The organism is Curtobacterium sp. MCPF17_050 (assembly GCF_003224435.2).
In the GTDB taxonomy this organism is placed as follows: Bacteria; Actinomycetota; Actinomycetes; order Actinomycetales; family Microbacteriaceae; genus Curtobacterium.
This window is the reverse complement of record NZ_CP126250.1, coordinates 769,339-788,781: the sequence shown is the minus strand read 5'-3', so window position 1 is coordinate 788,781 and position 19,443 is coordinate 769,339. Positions and strand designations below refer to the sequence as shown.

General features: G+C 72.8%; 18 protein-coding genes. 10 read left to right on the top strand and 8 right to left on the bottom strand.

The annotated features are described in order from the left end of the window. Positions 1-51 precede the first annotated feature (51 nt). The 5 genes from xseA (at position 52) to DEJ34_RS03735 (ending at position 4,656) form a co-directional block, all read left to right on the top strand. The gene (gene xseA, locus DEJ34_RS03755; RefSeq protein WP_110911409.1) at positions 52-1,317 is read left to right on the top strand and encodes an exodeoxyribonuclease VII large subunit; all 1,266 of its coding nucleotides are present in this window, start codon (positions 52-54) and stop codon (positions 1,315-1,317) included. Between the two features lie 145 nt (positions 1,318-1,462). Further along, on the top strand, positions 1,463-1,729 hold the full coding sequence (locus DEJ34_RS03750) for an exodeoxyribonuclease VII small subunit (RefSeq protein WP_110823634.1): 267 nt from the start codon (positions 1,463-1,465) through the stop codon (positions 1,727-1,729). Beyond that, positions 1,726-2,364 carry a DUF4245 domain-containing protein gene (locus DEJ34_RS03745; RefSeq protein ID WP_110823633.1) on the top strand — a complete coding sequence of 213 codons (639 nt, stop codon included), beginning with the start codon at positions 1,726-1,728 and terminating at the stop codon, positions 2,362-2,364. Before DEJ34_RS03750 ends, DEJ34_RS03745 begins: the two co-directional genes overlap by 4 nt. Before the next feature lie 98 nt (positions 2,365-2,462). Continuing rightward, positions 2,463-3,077 carry a carbonic anhydrase gene (locus tag DEJ34_RS03740; protein WP_110890341.1) on the top strand — a complete coding sequence of 205 codons (615 nt, stop codon included), beginning with the start codon at positions 2,463-2,465 and terminating at the stop codon, positions 3,075-3,077. Between the two features lie 220 nt (positions 3,078-3,297). After that, entirely contained in the window at positions 3,298-4,656 is a 1,359-nt protein-coding gene (locus DEJ34_RS03735) for a class II fumarate hydratase (RefSeq protein WP_284180735.1), read from the top strand. A gap of 453 nt (positions 4,657-5,109) precedes the next feature. Here DEJ34_RS03735 and phoH2 read toward each other — a convergent pair whose 3' ends face one another. From phoH2 to DEJ34_RS03720, 3 genes are all read right to left on the bottom strand, one after another. After that, positions 5,110-6,459 (bottom strand): RNA 5'-3' helicase PhoH2, encoded by a 1,350-nt coding sequence (gene phoH2 / locus DEJ34_RS03730; RefSeq protein ID WP_375342327.1) that lies wholly within the window; start codon positions 6,457-6,459, stop codon positions 5,110-5,112. A gap of 254 nt (positions 6,460-6,713) precedes the next feature. Continuing rightward, positions 6,714-7,829 carry an aminotransferase class V-fold PLP-dependent enzyme gene (locus DEJ34_RS03725; protein ID WP_110911410.1) on the bottom strand — a complete coding sequence of 372 codons (1,116 nt, stop codon included), beginning with the start codon at positions 7,827-7,829 and terminating at the stop codon, positions 6,714-6,716. Between the two features lie 139 nt (positions 7,830-7,968). Beyond that, entirely contained in the window at positions 7,969-8,754 is a 786-nt protein-coding gene (locus DEJ34_RS03720) for an isoprenyl transferase (protein WP_258365747.1), read from the bottom strand. Positions 8,755-8,830: 76 nt separating this feature from the next. Here DEJ34_RS03720 and trhA point away from each other — a divergent pair, with 76 nt between their 5' ends. Beyond that, a complete protein-coding gene (gene trhA, locus DEJ34_RS03715) occupies positions 8,831-9,547 on the top strand; it encodes a PAQR family membrane homeostasis protein TrhA (RefSeq protein ID WP_110823629.1) in 717 nt (238 codons plus the stop codon). A gap of 84 nt (positions 9,548-9,631) precedes the next feature. On the opposite strand, the gene DEJ34_RS03710 is transcribed toward trhA, so the two are convergent. After that, complete coding sequence (locus DEJ34_RS03710) at positions 9,632-9,937, bottom strand: hypothetical protein (RefSeq protein WP_110911411.1); 306 nt, start codon at positions 9,935-9,937, stop codon at positions 9,632-9,634. Further along, the gene (gene mca, locus DEJ34_RS03705; protein WP_110911412.1) at positions 9,934-10,824 is read right to left on the bottom strand and encodes a mycothiol conjugate amidase Mca; all 891 of its coding nucleotides are present in this window, start codon (positions 10,822-10,824) and stop codon (positions 9,934-9,936) included. Before mca ends, DEJ34_RS03710 begins: the two co-directional genes overlap by 4 nt. 36 nt (positions 10,825-10,860) lie before the next feature. On the opposite strand from mca, the gene DEJ34_RS03700 reads away from it, so the two are divergent. Together DEJ34_RS03700 and greA are read left to right on the top strand one after the other, a co-directional pair. Further along, the gene (locus DEJ34_RS03700) at positions 10,861-11,379 is read left to right on the top strand and encodes a DUF4307 domain-containing protein (protein ID WP_181419410.1); all 519 of its coding nucleotides are present in this window, start codon (positions 10,861-10,863) and stop codon (positions 11,377-11,379) included. Between the two features lie 102 nt (positions 11,380-11,481). Next, a complete protein-coding gene (gene greA, locus DEJ34_RS03695; RefSeq protein WP_110823625.1) occupies positions 11,482-11,970 on the top strand; it encodes a transcription elongation factor GreA in 489 nt (162 codons plus the stop codon). 213 nt (positions 11,971-12,183) lie between these two features. Here the strand turns inward: greA and ilvA are convergent, their stop codons facing one another. Together ilvA and DEJ34_RS03685 are read right to left on the bottom strand one after the other, a co-directional pair. After that, positions 12,184-13,428 carry a threonine ammonia-lyase gene (gene ilvA, locus DEJ34_RS03690; RefSeq protein WP_110890492.1) on the bottom strand — a complete coding sequence of 415 codons (1,245 nt, stop codon included), beginning with the start codon at positions 13,426-13,428 and terminating at the stop codon, positions 12,184-12,186. A gap of 46 nt (positions 13,429-13,474) precedes the next feature. Beyond that, the gene (locus DEJ34_RS03685; protein WP_258368324.1) at positions 13,475-14,731 is read right to left on the bottom strand and encodes an AI-2E family transporter; all 1,257 of its coding nucleotides are present in this window, start codon (positions 14,729-14,731) and stop codon (positions 13,475-13,477) included. A 94-nt stretch (positions 14,732-14,825) separates the two neighbouring features. Here DEJ34_RS03685 and DEJ34_RS03680 point away from each other — a divergent pair, with 94 nt between their 5' ends. Then, entirely contained in the window at positions 14,826-16,043 is a 1,218-nt protein-coding gene (locus DEJ34_RS03680; RefSeq protein ID WP_110911413.1) for a winged helix-turn-helix domain-containing protein, read from the top strand. 13 nt (positions 16,044-16,056) lie between these two features. Here DEJ34_RS03680 and DEJ34_RS03675 read toward each other — a convergent pair whose 3' ends face one another. Further along, positions 16,057-16,638, bottom strand: coding sequence for a LemA family protein (locus DEJ34_RS03675; protein WP_258368325.1), 582 nt, complete (start codon positions 16,636-16,638; stop codon positions 16,057-16,059). A gap of 259 nt (positions 16,639-16,897) precedes the next feature. Between DEJ34_RS03675 and DEJ34_RS03670 the strand changes: the two genes are divergently transcribed. Continuing rightward, positions 16,898-19,225 (top strand): Ig-like domain-containing protein, encoded by a 2,328-nt coding sequence (locus DEJ34_RS03670; protein ID WP_146236924.1) that lies wholly within the window; start codon positions 16,898-16,900, stop codon positions 19,223-19,225. Positions 19,226-19,443: the final 218 nt, after the last annotated feature.

Genomic DNA, 19,443 nt, shown 5'->3' with positions numbered 1-19,443 from the left:
GGGATGTCACCGGCGTCCGACACCATGGTCCGCACGACCGGGAGGAGCACGATGGCGATCGAACAGGGGCCGCCCACGGCGGAGGACCCGTGGCCCGTCGCGCTGCTCGGCGCGAAGCTCCGCGACTGGATCGACCGCCTCGGCGTCGCCTGGGTCGAGGGTGAGATCACGCAGTGGAACGTCGCCGGCGGCAACGTCTACGGCAAGCTCAGGGACGTCGAGGTCGACGCGACCGTGTCCTTCTCCATCTGGTCGAGCGTCCGCTCCCGGGTGCCCACCGACCTCAAGCAGGGCGACCGCGTCGTCGCCGCCGTCAAGCCGAACTACTGGGTCAAGGGCGGCTCGCTGACGATGCAGGTGGTCGAGATGAAGCACGTCGGGCTGGGCGACCTGCTCGAACGGCTCGAGCGGTTGCGGCGTGCCCTGGCGGAGGAGGGGCTGTTCGACCCGTCCCGCAAGAAGCGTCTGCCCTTCCTGCCGCACCGCATCGGCCTCGTCACCGGCAAGGACTCCGACGCCGAGAAGGACGTCAAGCGGAACGCCCAGCTGCGGTGGCCGCAGGTCGAGTTCCGGACGGTGCACACGGCGGTGCAGGGCGACCGTGCCGTGGCCGAGGTGACCGCGGCAATCCAGGAGCTCGACGCCGACCCGGAGGTCGACGTCATCATCGTCGCTCGTGGTGGTGGCGACTTCCAGAACCTGCTGGGCTTCAGCGACGAAGGCCTCGTCCGCGCGGCCGCCGCGGCGACGACACCGCTCGTGTCGGCGATCGGGCACGAAGCCGACCGGCCGATCCTCGACGAGGTCGCCGACCTCCGGGCCTCCACCCCGACCGACGCGGCGAAGCGGGTCGTCCCGGACGTGGCCGAGGAGCTCGCGAACGTCCGTCAGGCCCGAGCCCGTCTCGGCCTGCGGCTCTCGCACACCCTGTCGGTCGAGGCGGACCGGATCGCCGCGCTGCGGTCCCGGCCCGCGCTCGCCTCGACGGCCTGGCTGGTGGACACACGTGCCGAGGAGGTCGCCCGTGACCTCTCCCGCGCCCGGGAGCTGCTCGACCGTCGGATCGAGCGGTCCCACTCCGACGTCGGGCACCTGACGGGGCGGCTCCGGGCCCTGTCCCCGCGCGACACCCTCCGACGCGGGTACGCGATCGTGCAGACGCAGGACGGCGCGGTGGTCCGCGGCGCGGACGAGCTCCACGGCGCCACCGCGGTGCACGTGACGCTCGGAGCGGGGACCGCGGTCGGCACGCTGGAGGCGGACGGGCCCGGTCCGGACGGATCGGGCGCCGGCGGGGCGGCCGGGGACGCCGCCTGACGCGGGAGGCGCGCCCCGGTCGGCCCGTTCCGGCTCGGAGGCCCGTCCCGACCTCCCGGGCGACGCTCCGTGCGCCTCGGCGCGCGTTCTCCACGGACACCGCCGGACAGCGGAACCGTCGGTGGCGGCTCGGTAGGATCGGACCGTGTCTTCCGAGCAGCAGTCCGAGCAGCCCGACGTCCGCTCGTTGAGCTACGAGGCGGCGCGTGACGAACTCGTCCGTGTCGTCTCCGAACTCGAGCAGGGGTCCGCGACCCTCGAGCGTTCCCTCGGCCTGTGGGAGCGCGGGGAAGCCCTGGCTGCTCGCTGCGAGGAGTGGCTCATGGGCGCCCGCGCCCGCCTCGACGCTGCGCGTGCCGCAACGGAGGACCGTCCCACTGCCGACGACTCCGCGGTCGGTGGTGCCCGATGACCGATCCGGACACCGGTCGACCGATCGTCGCCGAGCTCGGCCGCCCGGAGACAGCCGAGGAGACCTGGGCGCGGAAGGACACCGCTCGTCGTGCGCGGCGTGAGCACCAGACGGCGTTCAACCTCGTCCTGGCGCTCATCGCGTCGCTCGGCATCGTGCTCTTCCTGGTGGCGGTCGTGGTGCGACCCGACCAGGCCGTCGACCGCGCCGTGGACTACCGCCAGGTGGCACAGCAGGCGGACGTGTCCGGTGCCACCCTCCTGGTCCCGACGCTGCCGTCCTCGTACACCTCGAACCACGCCGACTACGAGTCGGGCTCCGCTCGTGGTGTCGCCGTCTGGACGATCGGCCTGCTGACGCCGGACTCGCAGTACATCGGCATGCACCAGGGGATCGACGCGAACGACACCTGGATCGCCGACCAACTGGACCAGAAGCCGGCGACCGGCTCCCGCGACATCGGTGGCGTCGAGTGGACCGTCTACGACCGTCGTGACGAGGGCAAGGACGCGGGCAACAACGCGTACGCCCTCGTGACGACCTCCGGTCGGGACACCGTCGTGCTCGCCGGCACCGCAGACGACCGCTCGTTCCGCACCGTCGCGACCGCGATCGGCGAGGAACTCCGGAACTAGCCGCCGGCGGCCGGTCCTGCGGCCGACCGCGGCCAGCACCGGCCGAGAACCACCACGAACCAGTCCCGAGAACCCGAACGCCCGAGGAACGACACACGATGACCGACCGCGCCGCCTCCACCCCCGCCGAGGCCCTCCGACTCCTCGTCGAGGGCAACGCACGCTTCGCCGCCGACAAGCGCCGGACCGGGCGGATCGACCCCGAGCGTCGCTCCGAGCTGCAGGGCTCGCAGGCTCCGTTCGCCACCGTCCTCGGCTGCTCCGACTCGCGCGTGCCGTTCGAGCACGTGTTCGACGCCGGCATCGGTGACGTGTTCGCGATCCGGAACGCCGGACAGATCGTGGACGAGGTCGTGCTCGGCTCCATCGAGTTCGCCGTCGTCGCGCTCGGCACGCCCCTGGTGGTCGTGCTCCGGCACACCAAGTGTGGAGCCGTCGCCGCTGCTCGGTCGGGTGAGCCCGTTCCCGCGCCGCACCTGCAGGCCCTCGTCGACGCCATCGCGCCGAGCGTCGAGCGTGTCCGCGCCACGGACCCGGACGTCGCGCAGGAGTCGGTCGGTGCCGCACACCTCGAGTCGAGCCTGAAGACCATCCTCGACCGCTCCGGCGCGGTGTCCGACGCCATCGCGGAGGGTAGGTTGGCCGTGGTCGGCGCGACCTACGACCTCACCACGGGAGAGGTCACGATCGACACCGTCGTCGGACAGGCCTGACCGGCCCGTACGGCGGACGCCTGCGCCGTGGGGACACGGGCCGGGCGCCCGGACGGACCACGTCCGACGACGACACCGCCCCGGCAGCGACGAGCCGCCGAGCGGACACCGACACCGCCCGCGACCGCGACCCGGTGTGAGCACCACGAGGAAGGACCACGACGACGTGACCGACACCACCACCCCCGCTGACGGCGAGTTCCGCATCGAGCACGACACGATGGGCGAGGTGCGGGTCCCCGCGTCGGCGCTCTACCGTGCGCAGACACAGCGGGCCGTGGAGAACTTCCCGATCTCCGGCACGGGCCTCGAGTCCGCGCAGATCGTGGCGCTCGCGCGGATCAAGCGCGCCGCAGCCCTGGTGAACGGCCGGCTGGGCATCCTCGACGACGACGTCGCCCAGGCGATCGCGACCGCCGCGGACACCGTGATCGGCGGCGAGCACCACGACCACTTCCCGGTCGACGTGTACCAGACCGGCAGCGGCACTTCCTCGAACATGAACATGAACGAGGTCCTCGCCACGCTCGCCTCCCGGACCGCCGGGACCGAGGTGCACCCGAACGACCACGTCAACGCGTCGCAGTCGTCGAACGACGTCTTCCCGACCTCCGTGCACGTCGCGGTCACGGACGCCCTCATCCGTTCGCTCGTGCCGGCACTCGAGCACCTCGCCGAGGCACTCGAGCGCAAGGCGACCGAGTGGGCCGGCGCGGTGAAGTCCGGCCGCACCCACCTGATGGACGCCACGCCCGTCACCCTCGGCCAGGAGTTCGGCGGGTACGCGCGCCAGATCCGCCTCGGCATCGAGCGCGTGACCGCCACCCTCCCCCGCGTCGCCGAGGTCCCGCTCGGCGGCACCGCGGTCGGCACCGGCATCAACACGCCGAAGGGCTTCCCGCAGCAGGTCATCGCGCAGCTCGCGGAGGACACCGGACTGCCGATCACCGAGGCGCTCGACCACTTCGAGGCGCAGGGAGCCCGCGACGCCCTCGTCGAGGTCTCCGGTGCCCTCAAGGTCATCGCCGTCAGCCTGACGAAGATCAACAACGACCTCCGCTGGATGGGCTCCGGCCCGAACACCGGGCTCGGCGAACTGCACATCCCGGACCTGCAGCCGGGCTCGTCGATCATGCCGGGCAAGGTGAACCCGGTGATCCCCGAGGCCACGCTCATGGTCGCCGCGCGGGTCATCGGCAACGACGCGACCGTCGCGTGGGCGGGCGCGTCCGGCTCGTTCGAGCTCAACGTCGCGATCCCGGTGATGGGCACGGCGCTGCTCGAGTCCATCCGTCTGCTCGCGAACAGCACCCGCGTCCTCGCCGACAAGACCGTCGACGGGCTGCAGGCGGACCTCGAGCGGGCGCGGGCGTTCGCCGAGTCGTCGCCGTCCATCGTGACGCCGCTGAACCGAGTCATCGGCTACGAGTCGGCAGCGAAGGTCGCGAAGACGGCGGTCGCCCAGGGCATCACCGTCCGGGAGGCGGTCGTCGCCCTCGGTTTCGTCGAGCGCGGCGAGGTCACCGAGGAGCAGCTCGACCGCGCCCTCGACGTCCTCAGCATGACCCGCCCCGCCTGACCCGGCCAGCACCAGACACCGGCGTCTGCACGAAACGCCGCTCCGTCACCGAGACGCCGCCGTTCCCGGCGGCGTCTCGGGCGTCCGGCGGCGTCCCGCCCCGACGGGCCCGTCCTGCGCCGCCGGGCCCATCCCACCCCGGCGGCCAGACGGGAGGCTCGGCGGCGACGCACCCCGAGCCTCCCGTCCGCAGCGATCACCCGACAGCAGCGCACTGGCGCGGGTCGGCGGCGCAACAACCGGATCCGCTCCGGACCACGCGAATCCGTGGTTCGGAGCGGTTCCTGGTGTGCGAGACCGGTCCGCGCCGCCGGACCCGTGCCGTCCCGCACCCCGAGCCTCCCGGCCGGCGCCGTCGCGCCGGACGTCGGATCGCGCTGAGCGACAGCCCTCGCGCCGACCAACGCGAGGTCTGTCGCTCAGCGCGAATCGAGCCGGCCGGGCCGCCCGCCCCTACGCCAGGTCGGGCGAGTCCAGCAGCTCCGTCACGAGCGCCGCGATCGCCGAGCGCTCCGACCGTGTCAGCGTCACGTGTGCGAACAGCGGGTGCCCCTTCAGCCGTTCGATCACCGACGCGACCCCGTCGTGCCGGCCGACCCGCAGGTTGTCCCGCTGCGCCACGTCGTGCGTGAGCACCACGCGCGAGTTCTGCCCGATGCGGGACAGCATCGTCAGCAGGACGTTGCGCTCGAGCGACTGCGCCTCGTCCACGATGACGAACGCGTCGTGCAGGGAGCGGCCCCGGATGTGGGTGAGCGGCAGCACCTCGAGCATGCCGCGCTCGACGACCTCGTCGAGCACGTTGTCGGACACGAGCGCCCCGAGGGTGTCGAACACGGCCTGCGCCCACGGGTTCATCTTCTCCGAGGCGTCTCCGGGCAGGAACCCGAGCTCCTGGCCGCCCACCGCGTACAGCGGGCGGAACACCATGATCTTCTTGTGCTGCTGCCGTTCGAGCACGGCCTCGAGACCGGCACACAGTGCGAGCGCGGACTTGCCGGTGCCGGCACTCCCTCCGAGGGACACGATGCCGATCTCCGGGTCGAGCAGGGCGTCGATGGCGAGCCGCTGCTCGGCGGACCGCCCGCGGAGGCCGAAGACCTCGCGGTCCCCGCGCACGAGCGACACCGAGCTGGCGGTGTGCACGCGGCCGAGTGCGGAGCCGCGCTCGGAGGAGATGACGACCCCGGTGTTGACCGGGACGCCGTCGAGGTCGACCGTGCGGAGCTCCTCGGTCTCGTAGAGCGCCGTGACCTGGTCGCCGGACACCTGCAGCGTGGTGATGCCCGTGTACCCGGTGTCGACGGCGAGTTCGGCGCGGTACTCCTCGGCGGCGAGGCCGATCGACGCGGCCTTCACCCGGAGCGGCAGGTCCTTCGACACGACCACCACGTCGAGCCCGTCGTTCGCGAGGTTGGACGCGACCGCCAGGATGCGGGAGTCGTTGTCACCGAGCTGGAGCCCGGACGGCAGGACGGACTGGTTCGAGTGGTTCAGCTCGACGCGGAGCGAGCCGCCGTCCCCGACCGCCACCGGGAAGTCCAGTCGCTCGTGCTCGACCCGCAGCTCGTCGAGGATGCGCAGCGCCTGCCGGGCGAAGTACCCGATCTCCGGGTCGTTGCGCTTCGACTCGAGTTCGCTGACGACCACGACGGGCAGGACGACCGCGTGCTCGGCGAAGCGGAACAGGGCGCGCGGATCGCTGAGCAGCACCGAGGTGTCCAGCACGTAGGTGCGCTGGGCGGCCGACGTCGATGCCGGCGCTGCTGACGAGGTTCCGCGGGAGACGTTCTGAGAGGTCACGACCACTCCATCCCCGGGCCGCGAGCGACCCGGTCCATGTCCTCGACGCGGCCACTGGAGCGGTCCCGGAGCACCGACCGTGGCCGCTCCGACCGGGCGCGTTGCCCGATGTCGCCAAGCTACGACGGGTGGGCGCAGCGCACCAGCGACACGCCTGATCGCGCGGTTACGGTCGTGTGTCGGCCGGCTGAACGGCCGGGAGGCGCGGCGCGGCCAGCGTCAGGCGTCAGGCGTCAGGCGTCAGGCGTCAGGCGTCAGGCCGTCATCGTGGCGTACGAGACGCAGGCGTCCCGGAACATCCCGAGCGTCTCGTCCGTCGTGGACGCGAACACCGAGACCCGCACCTCACCGAGGCGGGCCGTCGCGGTGACGCCGTGGTTGTGCAGCGCTGCGCTCAGTGCGGTGAGCCGTCCGGCACCCGGGCGGAGTACGACGATGCCGGCGCGCTCCGGGAGGTCGCGGCTCGACACGACGGGCAGGCCGAACTCGTCGGCGATGGCGATGACCCGGTCCACCCGGTTCGCGACGCGCTCCTGCACGGCGGCGACGCCGACGGCGGTGAGGCGTTCGAGGGAGACGGCGAGACGGGCCTGGGACACGGGGTCCACCCGCGACATGCTGAAGGCCGTCGCACCGGGGCGCACGGTCGGGACATCGGACGGCCAGCCCGTCGTGCCGTGCGGACCGGACAGCGCCGGCCGGACGCGCTCGAGGGCCCGGTCGCTGAACGACACGAAGCCGGTGCCCCACCCGGCGTGCAGCCACTTCTGGCCGCCCGTGGCGACGACGTCCGCCACCTCGTACGGGGCGTCGACGACGCCGAAGCCCTGGATGGCGTCGACGATGAGCAGACGGTCGCCGATGACGTCCCGGATCGCGGCGAGGTCGGCGAGGTAGCCGGTGCGCCAGTCCACGAGGGACAGCGCCACCGCGGTCACGTCGTCGGAGAGCCGCTCGCGGATCAGCTCGGGCGTGAGCCAGCCGGCGCCGGACTCGATGACGACGGGCTGCACGCGGCCGCCGGTCGCCGACGCGGCACTCGCGAGGGCGAGCGGCAGCGACGGGTACTCGTCGGCGGCGACGAGGACCCCACCGGTCAGGCCGAAGGCGGTGTGGAGCAGGCCGGGCGTGGTCGCGGTCTGCGAGACGACCTGGTCCTCCCGGCGGCGGACGAGACGGGCGGCGACGGCGCGGACCCGGGCGTCCTGTTCGTCGAGCGTCTCCATCGCCCCGAAGCGCATGTGCTCCTGGATGTGGCCGAGGACACGCTGCTCCTCGAGGACGGCGGTCTGCACGGGGCCGAACGCGGCGTGGTCGAGGTAGCCGGGCTCCTCGGCGAAGCCGGCGACGTACTCGTCGATCGTGGTCACGGGGTGCACCTTCCAGTGGGCAGAACCCTGTGAGCCTACTGGGACCGGTGCAGGCGGTCGAATGCAGTCCGCGGAACGCCAGGCGCGCGGTGCCGGGCGATCGGCCCCGGCCACCCCGGCTCGGACCCTGTGGAGCGGTTCAGCCGCCGAACCGTCGCGAGCGCAACCCGAAGTCGCGGACCGCACGGAGGAAGTCCACCTCGCGCAGGTCCGGGTAGAAGGCCTCGACGAAGTAGAACTCGCTGTGGGCACTCTGCCAGAGCAGGAAGTCCGACAGCCGCTGCTCCCCCGACGTGCGGATCATGAGGTCCGGGTCCGGCTGCCCCTGCGTGTACAGGTGGTCACCGATGAGCTCGGGCGTGAGCACCTCGGCCAGGGTGTCGAGTGTCCCGCCGCCCTCGCCGTGGGACCGGACGATGCTCCGCATGGCGTCCGCGATCTCCCGCCGACCGCCGTACCCGACCGCGAGGTTGATGTGCAGCCCGGCGTGGTCCGCGGTGCGTTCCTCGGCCCGCTCGAGCGCGCTGACGAGCTCCGGCGGCAGGCCGTCGTTCGACCCGACGTGCTGGACCCGCCAGGTGCGGTGGTGCGACAGGCGCTCGGCCAGGTCGGCGATGATCCCGACGAGCTGGTCGAGCTCCTCGCCGCCGCGACCCTTCAGGTTGTCGGCCGAGAGCAGGTAGAGCGTGACGACCTGGATGTCGAGGTCCTCGCACCAGGACAGGAACTCGGGGATCTTGGCAGCGCCGGCCCGGTGGCCGTGTGCCGCGGTCTCGAGACCGAGCTGCCGGGCCCACCGGCGGTTCCCGTCGACGATCATCGCCACGTGCTTGGGCTTCTGCGCGCCCTCGATCTCGCGGCGGATGCGGTTCTGGTACGCACGGTAGAGGAGCCCACGCCCCGCCCATCCCAGCCTGCCCGTCACGCGTCGACTGTAGTGCAACCACTCCGCACGGGGACTCCCAGCCGCTCTTCCGTGATCCGGTCGTAGCGTCGAGGGCATGCAGTCAGACCAGGACGCGCCAGCGCTCCCCCACGTCCCGTTCACGGAGGAGGCGAGCGCCGACGCCGCCACGACGGACGCGCCCCGCCCGGCCTGGCGCGGGTGGATCCACGCCGGCACGTTCCCGTTCGCCGTGGCGATGGGCATCGTGCTCATCGCGCTCGCGGCCACCCCTGCCGCGAAGGCGGCGAGTGCCGTGTTCATGGCGACGTCGATGATCATGTTCGGCGTCTCCGCGACGTACCACCGGTTCCCGTGGGGCCCGGTCGTCAAGCGCGTGCTGAAGCGCATCGACCACACGAACATCTTCCTGCTCATCGCCGGCACGTACACGCCCGTCGCGGTCTGTGCGCTGCCGCACACGCTCATGGTCGTGGTGCTCTGGGTGATGTGGAGCGGGGCGCTGCTCGGCGTCGCCTTCCGCGTCTTCTGGATCGGCGCACCGCGGTGGCTGTACGTGCCCCTCTACCTGGCGCTCGGCTGCGCGGCGTTCCTCATCCTGCCGCAGCTCTTCGCGGCGAGCGTGCCGATGACCGTGCTCGTGCTCGCCGGCGGGGTGGCGTACATCCTCGGAGCGGCCGTCTACGGCTTCAAGCGCCCGGACCCGTCGCCGACGTTCTTCGGCTTCCACGAGGTCTTCCACGCCCTCACGGTCGTCGCCTTCGCCGCGCAGTGGGCGGGCATCCTGGTCATCGCCCTCGACCCGGTGCGCTGAGGCGGCGCGCGGACGCCGCACCCACGACGGACGGGAGGCTCCCCACCAGCTAGTGGGGAGCCTCCCGTCCGTCGTGCGGACGCGTCAGCCGCGCTCGGTGTCGTCGCCCACGTCGGCCCGGCCGTCCTCGGCGGCGCGACGTGACGGCTCGTCGGTCGCGGCGCCGTCGGCGGACTCGCCCGCGACCTCGGCCTCGAGGCGTTCCCGCACCTCGGCGCGGTAGCGGGTGCGACGGATGCGCCGCGTCATGTCGAGCACGAGGAGGATCGTCACGATCGCGACCACCGCGATGGCGACGAAGCCGGCGACCCCGGGGGTGACGTCGACGTCGGGGACGCCGCTCGGGCTCGGGCTGGGGGTGGCTGTCAGTACGGCGGCGATGGTGCTCACGCGTGCGCGTCCTCTTCGGATGGGATCCCTGCGAACAGGTCGGACTCGGGGAGCTCGGTCGGCACTCGGGCCTCGACGAGCTGGTAGTCCTCGGTCGGCCAGACCTCGGCGAGCAGGTCGTTCGGCCAGTAGAAGAACGGGCTGTCCGGCGGCACCTGGCTCGCGTGCGCCCGGAGTGCGGCGTCCCGCGCCTCGAAGTACTCGTGCACGTCGACGTGCGACGTGGCGAGGTCCGGCCGGTCCGCGAACCGCTGCACCCACTCGCCGAGCTGCTCGAGGAGCGGGTTCTCGGGGTCGCGCTCCCGCAGGGTCTCGTGGAAGGCCGAGAACCGCCGTGGGTTCATGGTGCGCTCGTAGTACAGCTTCGACACGGACCAGGCGGGCCCGGCCTCCGGGTACTTCTCGGGATCCGCGGCGTCACGCCATGCAGCGACCGAGACCTCGTGCGTCCGGATGTGGTCCGGGTGCGGGTAGCCGCCGTTCTCGTCGTACGTCACCAGGACGTGCGGGCGGAAGCGACGGACGACCCGGACCAAGGCCGCGGTGCTGTACTCGAGCGGGACCGTCGCGAACGTGCCGGGGCGGACCGTCTCACCCTGCTCGGTGTCCGGCAGTCCGGAGTCGTGGTACCCGAGCCAGACGTGGTCGATCCCGAGGGCTGCCTGCGCGGCCGCCATCTCGGTGCGGCGGAAGCCCGCCATGTCACGGTGCGCGCGGGCCTTCGACGCGTCCGGCAGCTGCTCGTTGAGGATGTCCCCGGCCTCGCCCCCGGTGCACGAGACGACGAGGACCTCTGCACCGTCGGCCACGTACTTCGCCGCCGTGGCCGCGCCCTTGCTCGACTCGTCGTCGGGATGGGCGTGCACGGCGAGCAGACGACGGGGCACAGCGTTCCTCCACTGCTCACGGACCTTCGGACGCGGGTGGCGCACGGCGAGCGTGAACTACCCTGGGATCAGGATAATCACCCCGGGAGCCCCGAACTGTCCGATCAGCACACCGCCCCAGCAGCAGGGCCCGCAGCAGCCGGTAGCGCGGCACCCGCCGACCGGGCAGCACTGGACGACCGCTACGGTCGCGGTGCCGGCACCCGGCGCCGGGGCAGGCTGCTCGCGATCGTCACCGCGGTCGCGATCGCCGTCGTGTTCGCGGTCTGGGCGATCTGGGCGGGCCCCGGACAGACCGACCACGGGCTCGACACCGACGACGTCGGGTACGAGGTCGTGTCGGACCACCAGGTCGTCGTGCACACCCAGCTGGCGGTCGACCCGGGCACCGAGGTCGAGTGCGCGGTCCAGGCGCTCGACAAGGGCTACACGATCGTCGGCTGGCGGGTGGTGACGGTGCCGGCGGACGACCAGCGGAGCCGCTCGCTCTCGACGCCCGTGAACACGACGTCGCGGGCCGTCACCGGCTTGATCCACTCGTGCTGGGTTCCCTAGACTGCTCGGAATCACGATTCGAGACCGGCCGCCGGCCGGTCTCGATTCTTTTGCGCCACACGCCGTGACCGGTCCCGACCGTCGCGGCCGAAGGGAAACGACATGAGCAACGACACGCAGGGCACCTGGCTGACCCAGGAGGCGTTCGACCGTCTCACCGCCGAGCTCGAGCAGCTCACCGGCCCGGCCCGCATCGAGATCGCGAGCCGCATCGAGGCCGCGCGCGAAGAGGGCGACCTCAAGGAGAACGGTGGCTACCACGCCGCCAAGGACGAGCAGGGCAAGATCGAGGCCCGCATCCGCTCCCTGACCGAGCTCCTCAAGCACGCCACCGTCACCGAGGCCGAGTTCGACGGCACCGTCGAACCGGGCACCGTCGTCACCGCGACCATCGCCGGCGACTCCTCGACGTTCCTCGTGGGCAACCGCGAGATCGTCGCGGAGGGCTCGGACCTCACCGTGTACAGCCCGGTCAGCCCGGTCGGCGCCGCGATCGTCGGCCTCCGTGCCGGTGAGGCGACGACGTACACGGCCCCGAACGGCAAGGAGATCGCCGTCGAGGTCACGAAGGTCGAGCGGTACGAGCCGTAGGCCCTCACGGCTTTCGCGGCCTCGCGGCACCCGACCTCCGGCCCGGCGTGCACCGTCCTGGTACACGCCGGGCCGTCGTGTGCCCGCCGCGCACGGCGGGCCGGAGGTCGTTGACCGTCGCGACGGCCTGGAGGCGCGACCGCCGTCCGCCGGGCCGGCCCGGGCCTCCAGGCCGTCGCCGTGCGCAGCGCGGTCCTGCCGGAGGAGCGCGCGTCAGTTCGTGAGCTGCTCCGGGCGGAAGCCGGCCTCCTGCAGCCGGGCCATGACCTCGTCGGCGTGTTCGGGCCCGCGCGCCTCGATCGACAGGTCGAGCGCCACCTCGCTGATCACCACGCCCTGGCCGTGACGGGTGTGCAGGACCTCGACGACGTTGGCACCGGCGTCCGAGATGATCTGCGAGACGCGGGCGAGCTGACCCGGACGGTCCGGCAGCATGATCCGGATCCCGATGTAGCGGGACGCGGCGACGAGTCCGCGCGTGATGATCCGCTCCATCATGAGCGGGTCGATGTTGCCGCCGCTGAGGAGGACCACGGTCCGGCCGGTGTCGTGCACCGCGCCCGCCATGATCGCCGCGACGCCGACGGCACCGGCGGCCTCGACCACGAGCTTCGCGCGCTCGAGCAGCACGAGGAGTGCCCGGGCGACGTCGTCGTCGGAGACGGTCACGATCTCGTCGACCAGATCGCGGATGATCGGGAAGTTCATGTCGCCCGGGCGCGCGACCGCGATGCCGTCCGCGATCGTCGGGCTCGTCGTGATGGTGACGGGCTCCCCCGCCTGGATCGACGACGGGTAGGCGGCCGCGTTCTCGGCCTGCACGCCGATGACCCGGATGTCACGACCGAGGCGCTCGGCCATCCCCTTCACCGCGATCGCGATGCCGGAGATGACGCCGCCACCGCCGATCGGCACGACGACCGTGTCGACGTCGGGCACCTGGTCGACGATCTCGAGGCCGACCGTGCCCTGACCGGCGATCACCGCGGGGTGGTCGAACGGCGGGATGAAGACGGCGCCCGTGCGGATGGCGAAGTCCTTGGCGGCGGAGAGCGCCTCCTCCACCGAGTGCCCGCGCAGGACGACGTCCGCCCCGTACCGGCGGGTGGCCTGCAGCTTCGGCAGGGCGACACCGACCGGCGTGAAGATCGTCGCGGGGATGCCGAGCTCGCGGGCGGCGAAGGCGACCCCCTGCGCGTGGTTGCCGGCGCTGGCGGCGACGACCCCGGCCTCCCGCTGCTCGGCCGACAGCGTGGACAACCGGTTGTAGGCACCGCGCACCTTGTACGCGCCGGTGCGCTGCAGGTTCTCGCACTTGAGGTGCACCGGCGACCCGAGCAGGCCCTCGAGGAACTTCGACGTCTCCATCGGGGTCACCCGCGCCACCCCGGCGATCGTCTCGCGCGCGGCCTCGATGTCGGCGAGCGTCGGGATCGGGGCTGCAGTCGTGTCGGTCACGGTCCCATCATCGTCGGTCGCGGAGCGGTCGCGTGCCACGTGACGCTCAGTTCGTGCTGGCGGTCCCGGGCTCGGCCGCGGGCTGCGCGTCGCTGCCCGGCGCTGGGACGTCGTCGCCGACCTGGTGACGACGTCGTCGGAGGAGCTGGATGCGGCCGTGCTGGCCGCGCTTCGGGGTCGCTTCGCGGACGTGCTCCGAGTCGAGTCCCCGCCACCGGCCGCTCGCGATGGTCGTGACCATCGCGTTGAGCGTCGCGATGAGCGGCACCGCGAAGAACGCGCCGGCGATGCCGGCGAGCCCGGACGCGGCGGTCACACCGAGCACGACCGCGAGGGGGTGCACCTTGACGGCGTTGCCCATCACGAGGGGCTGCAGGATGTGGCCCTCGATCTGCTGGACGAGCAGGACGACGCCGAGCACCAGCACCGCGGCGAGCGGCCCGTTGAAGATGAGTGCGACGAAGACGGCCAGGAAGCCGGTGACGATCGCGCCGACGACCGGGATGAACGCACCGAGGAACACGATCGCGGCGATCGGGATGACGAGCGGCATGCCGCCGAAGAACAGTCCGACGATGAACGCGCCGAGGCCGATGCCCACGGCGTCGACGAAGGCCACGAAGATCTGCACGCGGATGAAGCTCGTCAGGGTGATCCACCCCGCGACGCCGGCCCCGTCCACGGTCGCGCGGGCCTTGCGCGGGAAGAGCCGCACGGTCCATCGCCAGACGTTCTTGCCGTCGATGAGCAGGAAGATCGTGGTGAACAGGATGATGAAGAGCGCCTCGAACACGTGCGTGGCACTCGAGCCGGCGGTGGCGACCCCGGACAGGATCGTCCCGGTGTTGTCCTGCACCCAGGTGGTGGCCTCCCCGATCCAGTTGTCGACGTCCGCCTGTGAGATCCCGAATCCGGAGTTCAGCACGAACTCGCGGACGTTGCCGAACTGGGACACCGTGCGGTCGCGGAGCGAGGGGTACGACGCGATGATCTGGTCGATGACGAGCCAGAGCAGCGCTGCGACCGCGGCGAGCCCGCCGAGCAGGCTGAGGACGACGGCGAGCCACTTCGGCACGTGGTGCCGCTGCAGCCGGTTCGAGATCGGCACCAGGAGCGCGGAGATCACGATGCCGACGAGGAAGGGGACGAGGATGTCGCTGAAGATCGTCATCAGCCAGACGAAGAGCGCGATCACGCCCGCGATGACGAGCACCCGCCACGAGAACGCCCCCGCGATCCGCATGCCGATCGGCACCGATTCCTCGACCACGGGATCGGGGTGCGCCTTCTTGACCCAAGCCATGCGCTCACTGTATCCACGCGATGCCGCAGGAGTACCGGGCGCGGCACGGACCGGATCGGCACGCGGTGTCGGGCGCCGTCGGTAGCGTTCCCCCATGGTCAGGACCACGCTCTCCGCCTCCGAGGCCCGCCGGGTGGCCCTGGCCGCGCAGGGGTTCGGCCGGCCCCGACCGGAAGCGGTCACCGCGCGCACGGTGTCGGCCGGCGCGGCACGTCTCGGCCTGCTGCAGATCGACTCCGTCAACGTCTTCGAGCGGAGCCACTACCTCCCCCTGTACGCACGCCTCGGCGCTTACGACAAGGCGGCCCTCGACCGGCTGACGCTCACCCAGCGCAGCCCGTGGATCGAGTACTGGGCGCACGAGGCGGCGTTCGTCCCGCGCGACGACCTCCGCCTGTTCCGTTGGCGCATGGACGCGTACCGGGAGCGGGACGCGACGCGGCCGAACCGGATCGCCGGGGTCGAACGCACCGCCCGGGTGCGCGGTGAGCTCCTCGCGCTGCTCGCGGCGCAGGGGCCGATGCCGGCGAGCGCCGTCGAGCACGAGTCGAACGTGCGCCGGGGCCCCTGGTGGGGCTGGAGCGACGTGAAGCACGGGCTGGAACAGCTCTTCCGGTGGGGCGACGTCGTCAGCGCGGGCCGTGCCGGCTTCGAGCGGGTGTACGCGCTCCCCGACCAGGTGTTGCCGGCCGGGTACTTCGCGACGGCTCCGGACCGGCAGGACGCCGTCCGGGAACTCGTCCGACGCTCGGCCCGCGCGGTGGGCATCGGCACCCGCGCGGACCTGGCGGACCACCACCGGTTGCGCGCGGACGACACCGCTGCGGCGATCGCCGACCTGGAGGACGCCGGCGAGCTCGTCCCGGTGTCGGTGGTGGGGTGGAAGGACCGCGCGTGGATGCACGTCGACGCACGGGTGCCGCGACGGGTCGACGCCGACGCCGTGCTCAGCCCGTTCGACCCGGTCGTCTGGTTCCGGCCGCGTGCCGAGCGGGTGTTCGGCTTCCACTACCGGATCGAGATCTACACGCCGGCACCGAAGCGGGTGTTCGGGTACTACGTGCTCCCGGTGCTGCAGGACGAGGCGCTCGTGGGGCGCGTCGACCTGAAGAGCGACCGGCAGCGCGGGGTGCTGCACGTCCGGACGGCCTGGCACGAGCCCGGGTCGGTGGTGGACGTCGACCGCCTGGCGGCGCTGCTCCGCCGGACGGCGGCGTGGCAGGGGCTCGGCGACGTCGAGGTCACCGACCGCGGGACGGCCGCCGCGGACCTGGCCGGCGCGCTGGGTGTCCGTCCACGACGGGACGGCTGACGAACGCAGCCGCCTAGAACTGGACGCGCGGGGGTTCCGCGATCGCGGCGGGCTCGGCCGTCTCGAAGAACGGAGCGGGCCCGACCCCGCGGTGCTTCGCGAAGGTGGACGTGGGGAACGACTTCACCTTGGTGTTGAGCTCGCGGACACCGCCGTTGTAGTGCCGGCGTGCGGACTGGATCTTGTCCTCGGTGGCGACGAGCTGCGACTGGAGTTCGAGGAACCCCTGGCTCGACTGGAGCTGCGGGTAGTGCTCGGCGACCGCGAAGACGCTCTTCAGTGCCTTCTGCATGTGCCCCTCGGCGGAGGAGGCCGCGACGGCGTCCCCGGCGGAGAGCGTCTCGGTGCGGGCCCGGTCCACGGCGGAGAAGACGGAGTCCTCGTGCGAGGCGTACCCCTGCACGGTGCTCACGATCGTCGGGATCAACTCGGCACGGTGCTGCAGGTGCTCGGCGATCTCCGACCAAGCGCTGTCGACCCGTCCCTGCAGTGCGACGAGCGACTTGTGACTGACCCAGAGCCAGATCCCGATCACCACGAGGACGACGACCACCACGCCGACCACGATGAGTGCCGTGATGAGTCCGGTGTCCATTCGGTCGTGCTCCTCTGCGCGTCGGGCCGCGGTCGTGCCGGACCACCAGGGTCCGTCGGGCGGACCAGGGAGGTCCTCGACGATCTTACCGAGCAGGTCGGAGCGCGCTCACCGGGGGAGGATCTTCACGGCCGATTCCCGAGTGCCGCACACCCTGCTCGCGGACCACGCCCGGCTCGGGCGACGATCGGCGCAGAACCGGCCGGATCGTCCGCGCGGGGTGTTGACCCGGGGCGCCTGATCACGTGGGATGGAGGGGATGGACACGGCAGGGGGCGACGTGGGACACCGGGGCGCGAGGGGCGGTACCCGGGCTCGGCGATCCCAGAGCCGTGGCACGGTCGCCCGCCTGCTCCTCGCCGCGGCCGGTCTCGTCCTGGTACCCCTCGTGCTGGTACCGCTCGACGCCGTACCGGTGGCCGCCGTCCCCTCCACCCTGCCCGGTGCCGGCACGACCGCGCCGCCGACCGAGCCACCCACGTTCGCGAACCCGGTCCCGGCGCCCGCCGCACCGAGCCCGTCACCAAGCCGGACACCCGTGGCGCCGCCGTCGGGCGGCACCCCGACGGCTCCGACCATCGCCGACCCGGGGGACCTCACGACCGATCTCGCGCGCTTCTCCGGCCGTGCCGCCCCGGGTCACGGTGTCCGCGTCGCCGACCCCGCCGTCCCGTCCGCCTCGGTGTGCCGGACGACCGCCAGGGCCGACGGCACCTGGTCGTGCGTGGGCACCGTGCACTCGGGACCGGCGCAGGTCTTCACCGTCCTCGACACGACCACCTCGTCCCTCCCGAGCGCCGACGCCGCTCCGTCGGACGTGATCGTCCCACCGGTCGTCACCACCCGGCGACCGACCGCCGGGGCCGTCACGGGCACCGGCCGACCAGGCGCGACCGTGACGGTCACCCGGGCCGGCAGCACGGCCGTGCGCACCGCGATCGTCGGGCCCGTCGGCACCTGGCACGTCTCCTGGGCCGTCGGTCCCGGTGCGCCCGCAGACGGCCCGTCCACCGTGACGGCGACGCAGACCGCGAGCACGGCCGACGGGTACCGCTCCGACCTCCGGAGCGCGGTCTCGCCGCCGAGCAGCATCACGATCGACCGGACGGCCCCGGCCGCTCCCCGCATCGGCACTCCGTCCGCGTCCGCGGTCGTCGACGGACGCTCGGTCCGCATCGCCGGCACCGCGGAGCCCGGGACCATCGTGACCGCCTACGTCGACGACGTCGCGGTCTGCCGGGCGGAGGTCACGGCCTCGGGGGCGTGGTCGTGCCGCGTCGCCGACGTGCTCCGTGGCGGCACCCACCGCATCAGCGCGGGGGCGCAGGACGTCGCGGGCAACACCTCCCGGGCGGCACCCGCGGTCCCGGTCCGCGTGAGCGGGCCGTCGCCCACCGACGGGTCCGGATCGGACCCGGGCGCCGACCGCCCCTCCTCCGGCAGCGGCGCCGTGGCCCCGACGCCCCGGCCCGGCCGGGGACAGCAGTCCGACCCCGACGACGGACCGGGTGGCGGACCGGGGAGCCCCGCCGACGGCCCACCCTCCGCGGGCGTGCCCGGCGGTGGCACCGACGGCCGACCCGACGGGCGGCCGGACTGGTCCGGCCCAGCAGGTGACTGGACGGTCGCCACGGCGTACGACCACGCGGTCCCCACGATCCAGTCCTCGTTCTCGTGGCGCACGCTCGCGATCGCGGTCGGCGTCGCTGCCGCGTTCCTGCTCCTGGTGGCCGGACCGGTGCGGGTCCTCGCCGGCGCCCTCCGCGGGCGATTGCCGCGTCCCGCTTCCCGCTTCACGGGCCGAAACCGGCCCCGGTCCGAGCGCACGCGCGGTGACGACGCACTGCCGGCCTGGGTCTCGATCGCGGTCGGCACGACGCTCGCCGCGGTGTCCACGCTGCTGGGCACCGGGATCGCCCTCGAGGCTCGCTACGTCCGACTCGCCCTGGCCGTCCTCGCCGGCGTCGTCGTGCTCACGGCCGGTGTCGTGCTCGCGACGCGGTGGGCTGCGGGTGAGGATCGACGAGCCGTCACCTTCCGGGTCTCACCCGGTCTCGTGCTCGCGGCGGTCGTCGCGAGCGGCCTCACCCGCACCGCGGACCTCTCCCCCGCCCTCGTCGTCGGCGTCCTCCTGGTACCCGTCGGCCGCGCCGACGTGGACACCGCCGCCATGCGACTCGGGAACGGTGTCGCGGCCTGTGCGCGGAGCGCCACGTGGCGGTCGGTGACCCTGCTCGTCCTCGCGGCCGTCGGATGGGTCGTGCACAGTGTGACGGCCGGGTCCGGGTTCACCGCCTCGCTCGTGTCCGAGTTCGCCAGCACGCTCTGCGTCGGCGGCCTCGGCGCACTCGTCGTGACGCTCCTGCCGCTCCGGGGGTCGGCAGGAGCAACCCTCGCCGCCGTGTCCCGTCCGCGGTACGGCGCCCTCGCGGCCGTCGCCGTCGGTCTGGCCGCGGCGGTCTACTCCGGCCCGACCGGGACGCACCTGCCGGTCGTCGCCTGGGCCTCCGCGGTCGCGGTGGTCGTCGCCCTCGCGGCAGCCGTCCTGCTCTGGCCCCGGCTCCGCGGAGGTGCCTCCGCGTCCTGACCGGTTCCGTGGCGGCGGCGGGCGCGCACTGGATGCGCGCCGGCGGGGAGGCCCGCATGCTCCGCACGGAGTGGCGACCGGTCCGACGGCGACAGGCACGCGTCGGCCGGGAGGCCCGCACAGGCCCAACGGACCGGGCGCCGATTCGACAGTGACCGGCACGGCGTGGGCCGGGAAGCCCACCACGCGCAGTCCACTCACTCGTCCGGCGGGCGGAG

Excerpts from the sequence above, each read along its gene's own strand:
- xseA (WP_110911409.1), top strand. The coding sequence starts at position 52 with ATGGCGATCGAACAGGGGCCGCCCACGGCGGAGGACCCGTGGCCCGTC.
- DEJ34_RS03745 (WP_110823633.1), top strand. The coding sequence starts at position 1,726 with ATGACCGATCCGGACACCGGTCGACCGATCGTCGCCGAGCTCGGCCGC.
- DEJ34_RS03740 (WP_110890341.1), top strand. The coding sequence starts at position 2,463 with ATGACCGACCGCGCCGCCTCCACCCCCGCCGAGGCCCTCCGACTCCTC.
- DEJ34_RS03735 (WP_284180735.1), top strand. The coding sequence starts at position 3,298 with ATGGGCGAGGTGCGGGTCCCCGCGTCGGCGCTCTACCGTGCGCAGACA.
- trhA (WP_110823629.1), top strand. The coding sequence starts at position 8,831 with ATGCAGTCAGACCAGGACGCGCCAGCGCTCCCCCACGTCCCGTTCACG.
- greA (WP_110823625.1), top strand. The coding sequence starts at position 11,482 with ATGAGCAACGACACGCAGGGCACCTGGCTGACCCAGGAGGCGTTCGAC.
- DEJ34_RS03685 (WP_258368324.1), bottom strand. The coding sequence starts at position 14,731 with ATGGCTTGGGTCAAGAAGGCGCACCCCGATCCCGTGGTCGAGGAATCG.
- DEJ34_RS03680 (WP_110911413.1), top strand. The coding sequence starts at position 14,826 with ATGGTCAGGACCACGCTCTCCGCCTCCGAGGCCCGCCGGGTGGCCCTG.
- DEJ34_RS03675 (WP_258368325.1), bottom strand. The coding sequence starts at position 16,638 with ATGGACACCGGACTCATCACGGCACTCATCGTGGTCGGCGTGGTGGTC.
- DEJ34_RS03670 (WP_146236924.1), top strand. The coding sequence starts at position 16,898 with ATGGACACGGCAGGGGGCGACGTGGGACACCGGGGCGCGAGGGGCGGT.